Raw genomic sequence first — 8917 nt, 5'->3', positions numbered from 1 at the left:
CGGGCGCGGTCATGGCGGCCAGCCTAGTGGGGTCGTCGCCTAGGGTTGGTCGGCATGACCGCCCGCGCCGCCCGACTCCGTGCCCGCCTCGCCGACGCCCACCTCTACCTCTGTCTGGACGCGCGTCGNNCTCGCCCGGCGAGCGCGAGCACGGCCCGCTCGAGGCCCTGCACGAGCTGCGGGCGCTGGCGGTGATGCGCGGGGTGTGCGACTCCCGCGGCGCGCTGCTGGCGGTGAACGACCGGGCGGACGTGGCCGCGGCGTCGGGGGCCGACGTGCTCCACCTGGGGCAGGACGACCTGCCGCCGGAGTGGGCGCGGCGGATCGTGGGCGGCGACGTGGTGATCGGCCGCTCGTGCCACGCCGCGGCCGAGGTCGACGCCGCGGCAGCGGACCCCCTGGTGGACTACTTCTGCACGGGGCCGGTGTGGCCGACCCCGACCAAGCCCGGTCGGCACGCCCCGGGCCTGGAGCTGGTGCGACACGCGGCGGGTCCGGCGGGCGCGGCGGGCGCGGCGAAGCCGTGGTTCGCGATCGGAGGGATCGACCGCGACACCGTCGCCGAGGTCCTGGCAGCGGGCGCCCAGCGGGTGGTGGTGGTGCGCGCGATCACCGATGCCGACGACCCCACCGCCGCGGCCCGCCGGCTGCGGGGCGCCCTGACCGGGTGACGGCCGCGGGCCGGGGCGGTCGGCGGGGCGGTCGGCGGGCCGGGGCGGACGGCGGGCCGGGGCGGACGGCGGCAGCTCAGCCGCTGAGCTCCCTGGTCACCGTCGTGCGCAGCACCTGTCGGGGCTTTCGGTCCGGCGCATCGCCGCCTCGTCGTCGTCGTCCCCAGGAGTCCGGCACCACCCCCGGCACCAGGGTGAGGAACTTTCCCAGGCCGCCCCCGGGCCACTCGACCGTGGCGTGCTCGACCCTCACCGCCGCGCGGCGGCCGCGGAGCACCAGGGTCATCACGCCGTTGTGGAACCAGACGCCGTCAGTGACCCGCCACCGCACCTCGGGCTCGCGCACGCCCACGGCCCGGGCCAGCCGGCGGGTCAGGGCGGGGACCGGCTCGCGCACCGAGAGCCTGTTCACCGCGCGGATCGACTTCTGTAAAGGATTGCGGAACGGCGACATGACCAGCTGGTGCACGCGGGTGTCCGACCCGGCGACCCGCGGCGAGGTGAGGTCCACCTCCTCCAGGTACGAGCAGTGGACGTCCCCGCCCAGCAGGAGGATCGACGCGGGCGCGGCGTGGCGGTCGCCCGCGGCCACCTCGGTGAGCAGCCCCACCAGGTCGTCGAAGCTCGAGCGGAACGCCGCCCAGTGCTCCAGGTCCACGGCCAGCCGGATCCGCTCGCCCGCCCGCGAGCTGAGCCGGGTGGGCCGCCCGCTGCTCGCCACGGCCTCGTTCCACCCCTCGAGGTTGTGCAGCGCGGGCAGCATGAACGCCGGCAGCGACGAGCCGATCACCAGGTGGTCCACCTCCTCGCCCAGGCACGCGTCGCGCGTCCACTCCCACTCCCGTGAGTCCATGACCCGCCGGTCGTCGGGGTCCAGGTGCCGCGAGGCCCTCACGTCGAGCATCACCACCCGCACCCGGCCGAAGTCCCGCTTGTAGCTCCACTGCACGGCGCCCCGCTCGGCGTCGGCGGACACGGCGAAGTCGGACAGGATCCGCTCCCGCTCGGCGTCGGAGCCGGCGTCGCGCAGCGCGCGGTACACCTCGTGGCCCTCCAGCTCGTCGGGCGCGAGGTTGCCCAGGTGCTGGTAGACGAAGTAGCTGCCGAACGCGCCGATCACCCGGTCGCGCCACCAGGGCTGGGCGGTCATCTCGCGGCGCCACGAGTGGGAGGAGTTCCAGTCGTCGCGCAGGTCGTGGTCGTCGAGGATCATGCAGCTCGGGACGGTCGAGAGCAGCCACCGCACGTCCGGGTCGCGCCACGACTCGTGGTAGAGCCAGGAGTACTCCTCGAAGTCGCAGATCTCGCCCGAGACGTCGCGGTCTCCCCCCGCCCCGGCCGAGTCGCGCACCGACTGCGGGCCGCCGCCGGCCGCGCGGCGCCCGGCCAGGCGGTCCGCGATCTCCTCGCTCGGGATGTCCGCGTACACCTGGTCGCCGAGCAGCAGCATCGCGTCGGGCCAGTCCTCGTGCGGCGTGTGCGCCATCTGGTGCGCCAGGGCGACCAGCGCGTCGGCGCCGATCTTGCGCAGCGCCCGCGGGTTCTGGCTCTCGCCGCGCCGGCAGGAGCCGAACGCCAGCCGCACGGTGTCGTCGGGGCGCGGGGTGCGGATCACGCTGGGTCGGTCCGCGTCGGGCGGCCAGGCGTGCGCGCCGTCGAGCGTCACCGTGTACGGCGTCTCCACGCCCGGCTCGAGGTCACGCAGGCGCAGCACGGCGAAGTGGCGACCGTGCACCCCCCACGACCGCTCGGACTCCTCGCCGCCGCTCCCGTCCTCCCCCAGCCGGATCGTCACCCGGCACGGCGCCGACACCTCGAGCCACACCGTGGCGTCGCGGCTGTCGACGTACCGCAGCATCGGCCCGACCAGGATCTCGGCGGACGGGGGGGTCTGGCGCATGGGGACCAGTGTGCACCCGCGCGGAGGGTGGCCGGGGGATCTACCCGAGAAGCGCCCGGGGCCCGACGACGAGGACGTTCTCCGGCAGCCTGGCCCGCAGTCCCCGGTCGGCCGTGACCACCACCACCCGGCGGGGCCCGCCCTCCGGCCCGGCGGACGCCTCGCCCGCGAGCTCGGCCGCGAGGGCGGCGATCGCGTCGTCGCCCGAGCCCGGCGCCCGGTGCACGACGAGCGGCCCGGAGTGCTCGGCGTCGCGGGCGGCTCCCTCGAGCACGGCGTGCGCCCGCGCGACCCAGCCGAAGCCCTCCGGCAGCTCGAGCGTGCGGGGGATCTCGGCCCCCAGCTCCGCGAGCAGCCGCGTGGTGGCGCCGGCCCGGTCCCTCCACCAGCCGTCGGGCCGCGACCCGAGCACGTTGGCCACGTCCACCACCAGCTCCACCGGCCGGGTGCGCAGCCCGTCCGCCCACGCCCGGGCGAACGCCGGCATCAACCGCAGGTCGGCGACCCGGGACTCGGGCACCCAGCGCAGCTCCAGGCTCTCGTTGTTGGGCACGGTGTCCAGCGCGTGGGGGGCGTCCGCCACGACGGTGGTGTACGTCCACTCCACCGCGTCGGCCGACTCCTGCACCAGCGGCGGAATGGTCCGCGGGCGACCGTCCGGCCCCGTGCCGGCGGCGGAGTCGGCGGGCTTCTGATCCGGCCGCAGCCGGCGCATCATCTCCGCCACGTGCCGCATGTCCAGGCCGGGGCGGTGCCACACCGTCCCGGGCATCCGCGAGGTCACGCGTTCCGCCCGCACCGCCACGTCCGCGGGCCGGATCTCGGCCTCCTCCTGCGTCTCGCGGAGGGCGGCCTGCGGGGCGTTCTCGTGGGAGTCGCGCGCGCCGCCGGGCAGCGCCCACGTGTCGCCGGAGGCCGTCCACACCGCGCGGTGCTGCAGCAGGACCAGCGGGGTGTCGGGGTCGGCCGGGTCGGCGGCGCGCAGGAGCAGTCCCGCGGCGCCGAAGCGGCCCCACCGCCGGTCCCCGCCGGCGGACACCACCCAGCCGTTGCCGTCACCCTCGCTCGCGGCCACCGGACCTCCCCTCCTCGTGCACCGGACCCGCCCGGGATCCGCCCCGGATTCACCCTGAATCCGCCCGGGATGGGACGGAACCGGCGTGCTCCTCGACCAGTCTGCCCGACGCCGCCCCGCCACTTCACTAACCTGGGACACACGCCCGCCGGATCTCCACCTCCGGCGGCCGAGGACCGGGGAGGTGAGCGACGCGATGGGCCTGCCCACTCTCACCCGACCCGGCCGGTCCGGCACCGGAACCGGCAGCGCCAGGACGACCGACAGGACGACCGACAAGGCGGACCGGGCCCCCGGCCCCCGCCGCCCCGTCCGCCGCCGCGCCTCCCGCCTCTGGAACGACGTGCTCACCACCCCCGGACGGATGACGCTGTTCGCGGTGGTGGCGATCATCACGGTGCTGGTCGGCGGGATCGTCGCGTCCAACACCATCACCCAGCGCCAGAGCCACCACGAGACGCTGCTGGCCGAGGTCGAGCCCGTCGCCAACGCCTCGCAGACGCTGTACTCCTCCCTGACGATCGCGGACTCCGCGGCGAACACCGCCTTCATCACCGGCGGCATCGAGCCCGCGGAACTGAGGGACCGCTACCTCCAGGCCATCGCCACGTCGTCGTCGTCGATCATCGCCGCCTCCCAGGGCCTCGACCGCAACGACACCGAGTCCATCGACCAGTTGGCCCACATCAACGCGCAGCTGACCACCTACACCGGCCTCGTGGAGACCGCGCGGACCAACAACCGCGTGGCCAACCCGGTCGGCTCGGCGTACCTGGCGTCCGCGTCGGCTCTGATGCAGGACACGATCCTGCCCGCGGCCGCCGACCTGTACGACCGGCAGTCCACGTCGGTGGGCCAGTCGGACCGCGAGTGGTCCTCGCCGCCGTGGGGGTCGTTCTTCCTGCTGGGACTGGCGATCGCGGTGCTGGTCCTCATGCAGCAGTGGCTGTGGAAGCTCACCGCCCGGCGGGTCAACCCCGCGTTGGCGCTGGCCGGGCTGCTCGTCGTGGCCACCTTCCTGCTCACGATGATCGCCGGGTTCCTGGCCGCCAACGACAACGCCAAGGGGCTGTCCGAGGGCGCGGCGCCGATGAACGAGCTCACGCGGCAGCGGATCAACGCCCAGAAGGTGCGCGCGCAGGAGACGCTCAACCTGGTGCGGCGGACCGATCCCGAGGGCTCCGCGGCCGAGCGCGCGGCCATCCTCAGCGGGGTGCGGGACACCCTGACCGTCTACCTGGAGCCGGACGAGCCGACCGCCGGGGGCATCAGCCTCGATTCCAACGGCGCGGTCACCAGCGCGATCGAGTCGCTGGACCAGTGGATGGCCGCCCAGAACCGGGCCGACTCGCTGTACCAGCAGGGCGACTACGTGGGGGCCATCACCATCTCCTCCGGGCAGGGCGAGGGCGCGTCGGGCGCGGCGTTCGACCGGTTCGACGAGTCCATGCAGGACGCCATCGAGGAGGCCCGCGACACCCTCCGCACGCGGATCGACAAGGCGCGGCGCACCTCCTCCAACGGGCCGGACCTCATCATGGCGCTGTCCACGCTGGCCGCGTTCGCCGTGGTGGTGGGCGTGGCGCCCCGGATCAGGGAGTACCTGTGAGCGCGGGGTGGCGGGGCCGGGCCCGGCGGGTGGCGACCGCGGGCGTCGTGGTGGCGGCCCTGGCGGTCGGCGCCGCGTGTGGGGCCGACGACGACGAGGCCGGCGGCGGCCCGGGCGGGCCGGCGCAGGACCCCGCCTCCGCCGTGGCCTCGGCCGAATCGGCGGCGGCGGGGATCCCGGAGGTGGAGGCGGTGATGCCGCTGCCCGCCGGCGCGGTGATCAGCACGGAGATCCCGTCGGGTCTGCCTTCCGAGGCCGACGACCAGTCCTGCAACCCGCTGGCCAGCCTGCGCCCGGACGACGTGCCGCCGGAGGCCCGGGTGCCCCGGATCAAGCAGCGGGGTCGGCTGATCGTGGGCCTGGACCAGGGCTCCAACCTGTTCTCCTTCCGCGACCCCGCCACCGGGCAGCTGACGGGCTTCGACGTGGACCTGGCCCGCGAGATCGCCGCGGACATCTTCGGCGACCCCCGGCAGGTGGAGTTCCGGTCGCTCACCTCGGCCAACCGGATCGAGGCGCTGGAGAACGACCAGGTGGACCTGGTGATCCGGTCGATGTCCATCACGTGCGCGCGGCGCGAGAGGGTCACCTTCTCCGCGCCGTACTACCGGGCCTACCAGCGGGTCCTGGCGGTGCGCGGGTCGGGGATCACCGAGATCGAGCACCTCGAGGGCAAGCGGGTGTGCGTGGCCGCCGGGACCACCTCGGCCTCGCGGTTGTGGGCGGACCTGGACCGGGTGACGGTGCTGTCGGTCAACACGTGGGCGGACTGCCTGGTGGCCATCCAGCAGAACCAGGTCGACGCCATCACCACAGACGACGCCATCCTCGTGGGCATCACCGCCCAGGACCCCTACCTGGAGATCGTCGGTCCCCAGCTGGACGCCGAGCCGTACGGGGTGGGGATCGCCAAGTCGACGCCGGGGAACAACACCGACGGGCTGGTGCGGCAGGTCAACTCGACGCTCGAGCGGATCCGGCGCGACGGCACCTGGAACCGCATGTACTCGCGGTGGCTGTCCGGGCTCGGGCCGAGCCCCGGGATGCCCGCCCCGGTCTACCTGCCGGAGGAACCGCGATGAGCTACCGGAAGTGGGACGACGGGCCCCGCGACGACGAGCCGACCGTGGGGACGCAGGCCACCCTGCGCACTGGCGCGATCGCGGTGACGGGACCCGTGGAGGTGACGGGACCCGTCGCGGTGACCGGTCCGATCGGGGCGACGGGTGCGCTGGAGGCCACCGGGGCCGTCGGGATGACGGGCGCGCTGGAGGGCACGGGTGCGCTGGAGAGCACCGGGGCCGCCGGGATGACGGGCGCGCTGGAGAACACCGGGGCAGCCGGGATGACGGGCGCGGTCGAGGCCACCGGCCCGGGCGCGGGGGACGACGACCCACGGTCGCGGACCGAATCCGTTCCCGGCTCACGGCGGGCCGGTGGCTCCGTCGAGGCTGGCGGCGTCGGTGGCGCGGGTTCCGGGAGGTCCGCCTCCGGCGATCGGCCGACGGGCGAGCGCGCCACCGGCGACCGCTCCACCACCGCGCCCTTCCGCCTGCGGCACCCGACCAAGCCGGAGGATCGGCCGAGCCCGGCGTCCGAGGGGCTGGTGGACCTGCCGTACATCATCCCGGTGGACCCCAACTCGGCCATGCTCTCGCCCGAGGAGATCGAGGCCGAGTGCGCGGCCTCCGACGGGCGCCTGCCCCGCCCCGAGCTCCAGCCCGGCGACGTGGTGGCCGACCAGTACGAGGTCCGCGGCGCGCTCGCCCACGGCGGGATGGGCTGGATCTACCTCGCGGTGGACCACAACGTCTCCGACCGCTGGGTGGTCCTCAAGGGCCTGCTGCACTCCGACCAGGCGGCGGCGCAGGAGGTGGCGTTGGCGGAGCGGGAGATCCTCGCCGAGCTGTCGCATCCGTCGATCGTGCGGATCTACAACTTCATCCACGACGACTGGGCCACCTCGCCCACCCACGGCGGCTACATCGTCATGGAATACGTCGGCGGCCCCAGCCTGCGGGACGTCCGCCGGGCCGCGCCGGGCCGGGTCCTGCCCGTGGAGAAGGCGATCGCCTACGTCCTCGAGGCGCTCACCGCCCTCTCCTACCTCCACTCGGTGAGCCTGGTCTACAACGACCTCAAGCCCGAGAACATCATGCTCACCGAGGACCACGTCAAGCTGATCGACATGGGCGCCGTCTCGGGCATCGGCGACTACGGGCACATCTACGGCACGCCCGGATTCCAGGCGCCGGAGATCCCGGAGACCGGACCGACCATCGCCTCGGACCTCTACACCGTCGGGCGCACGCTGGCCTCGCTCATCGTGCGGCTGCCGGTGGTCGACGGCCGCTACGCCGACGGCATCCCCTCCCCCGTCGAGGAGCCGGTGTTCAGCCGGTACGACTCGCTGTACCGGTTCCTGCTGCGGTCCACCCACGAGGACCCGGACATGCGTTTCCGCAGCGCCAACGGCATGTCCGGGCAGCTCATGGGCGTGCTGCGGGAGGTCCTGGCGCTGCGGACCGGGGTGCCGCACCCGGCGTTCTCCTCGGTGTTCTCCCCGCAGCGGTCGACCTTCGGCACGCTGTTCACGGTGGAGCCGACCGATTTCCTGGTCGACGGCCAGGCCCGGGACACCACCCTCACCGGCTCGGAGCTGGTGGACGCCCTCCCCGTGCCGCTGATGGAGCCGTCCGACCCCGCGGGCCGCATCCTCGCCGCCACCTCCTACACCTCCGTCGAGCAGCGGATCGACACCCTGCTCGAGCTGTACTCCGACGCCGACTCCGAGGCCCACGAGAGCGTCGGGGTGATCATGTCGCTGGCCCGCGCCTACCTGGAGGTCGGGGACCTCGCGGCGGCCGAGGCGCTGCTCGAGGAGAACTCCCACCGGCGCCGCGCGGAATGGCGCCTGGTCTGGTACGACGGGGTGATCGCGCTCCTCAAGGGGGACCCGGTGGGCGCGTACCCCAAGTTCCAGCAGGTGCTGTCCGCCATGCCGGGCGAGAACGGGCCCAAGCTGGCGCTGGCCGCGACCGCCGAGCTGATCCTCGACGTGTGCCCGGAGGGCGACCGGACCCGCTGGGCGCGCTCGAGCGAGCACTTCTACCGCACGGTGTGGTCGGTGGACAGGTCGGTGATCAGCTCGGCGTTCGGGCTGGCGCGTCAGCTGCAGCGGCGGGGTGAGGTAGCGGCCGCCATCGAGGAACTGGACCGGGTGCCGCCGAACTCCCGCTACTCGGCCCTGGCCAACCTCACCGCCATCCTCCTGCTGTGCCAGGGCCGGCCGCTGGCGGAGACCGAGGAGGCCCACCTGCGCGAGGCGGCGCGCCGGGTGAGCGCCCTGTCCGCCGGCGAACACCGGGCGTTCCAGATCCGGCTCACGCTGCTCACCACCGCGCTGGCGTGGATCCGGCTGCCGGGCAACGAACCGTCCCCCTCGCCGCTCATGCGCGGCGTGCCGTTCACCGAGTTCGGGCTGCGGTCGGGCGCCGAGACCGTCCTGCGGACGCTCGCGCGGTCCACCGAGACCCGTCAGCAGCGGTTCCGGCTGGTCGACCAGGCCAACAGGATCCGCCCGCGCACCCTGTTCTGAGCCCGCCCCCGGGTCAGCGGCGGGTCTCGCGGAAGGGGTTCTCCAGGTCTCCCGTCGACCCGAC

General features: G+C 74.3%; 6 protein-coding genes. 4 read left to right on the top strand and 2 right to left on the bottom strand.

Translation table 11 applies throughout. From position 1 onward, the window contains the following. Positions 1-203 precede the first annotated feature (203 nt). A complete protein-coding gene (gene thiE, locus B4M60_RS00555) occupies positions 204-671 on the top strand; it encodes a thiamine phosphate synthase (RefSeq protein WP_414646694.1) in 468 nt (155 codons plus the stop codon). A 76-nt stretch (positions 672-747) separates the two neighbouring features. On the opposite strand, the gene B4M60_RS00550 is transcribed toward thiE, so the two are convergent. Both B4M60_RS00550 and B4M60_RS00545 read right to left on the bottom strand, forming a co-directional pair. Next, positions 748-2571, bottom strand: a complete 1824-nt coding sequence (locus B4M60_RS00550) for an alkaline phosphatase D family protein (protein WP_291079416.1) — start codon at positions 2569-2571, stop codon at positions 748-750. A gap of 40 nt (positions 2572-2611) precedes the next feature. After that, entirely contained in the window at positions 2612-3646 is a 1035-nt protein-coding gene (locus B4M60_RS00545) for an NUDIX domain-containing protein (RefSeq protein WP_291079415.1), read from the bottom strand. 184 nt (positions 3647-3830) lie between these two features. Here B4M60_RS00545 and B4M60_RS00540 point away from each other — a divergent pair, with 184 nt between their 5' ends. From B4M60_RS00540 to B4M60_RS00530, 3 genes are read left to right on the top strand one after another with little or no spacing between them, the layout of a single operon-like run. Next, on the top strand, positions 3831-5255 hold the full coding sequence (locus tag B4M60_RS00540) for a hypothetical protein (RefSeq protein WP_291079414.1): 1425 nt from the start codon (positions 3831-3833) through the stop codon (positions 5253-5255). Next, positions 5252-6337: a glutamate ABC transporter substrate-binding protein gene (locus tag B4M60_RS00535; RefSeq protein WP_291079413.1), complete on the top strand. Its 1086-nt coding sequence runs from the start codon at positions 5252-5254 to the stop codon at positions 6335-6337. Before B4M60_RS00540 ends, B4M60_RS00535 begins: the two co-directional genes overlap by 4 nt. Then, positions 6334-8853, top strand: a complete 2520-nt coding sequence (locus tag B4M60_RS00530; RefSeq protein WP_291079412.1) for a serine/threonine protein kinase — start codon at positions 6334-6336, stop codon at positions 8851-8853. Before B4M60_RS00535 ends, B4M60_RS00530 begins: the two co-directional genes overlap by 4 nt. The last annotated feature ends 64 nt before the right edge of the window (positions 8854-8917 follow it).

Source organism: Dietzia sp. UBA5065, from assembly GCA_002415925.1.
Lineage (GTDB): Bacteria > Actinomycetota > Actinomycetes > Mycobacteriales > Mycobacteriaceae > Dietzia.
Note: the sequence above shows the minus strand (reverse complement) of the source record. Positions and strands in the feature narration are given on the sequence as shown.

Bases quoted from the DNA above. Each gene is read 5' to 3' on its own strand.
- B4M60_RS00550 (WP_291079416.1), bottom strand. From the start codon at position 2,571: ATGCGCCAGACCCCCCCGTCCGCCGAGATCCTGGTCGGGCCGATGCTG.
- B4M60_RS00530 (WP_291079412.1), top strand. From the start codon at position 6,334: ATGAGCTACCGGAAGTGGGACGACGGGCCCCGCGACGACGAGCCGACC.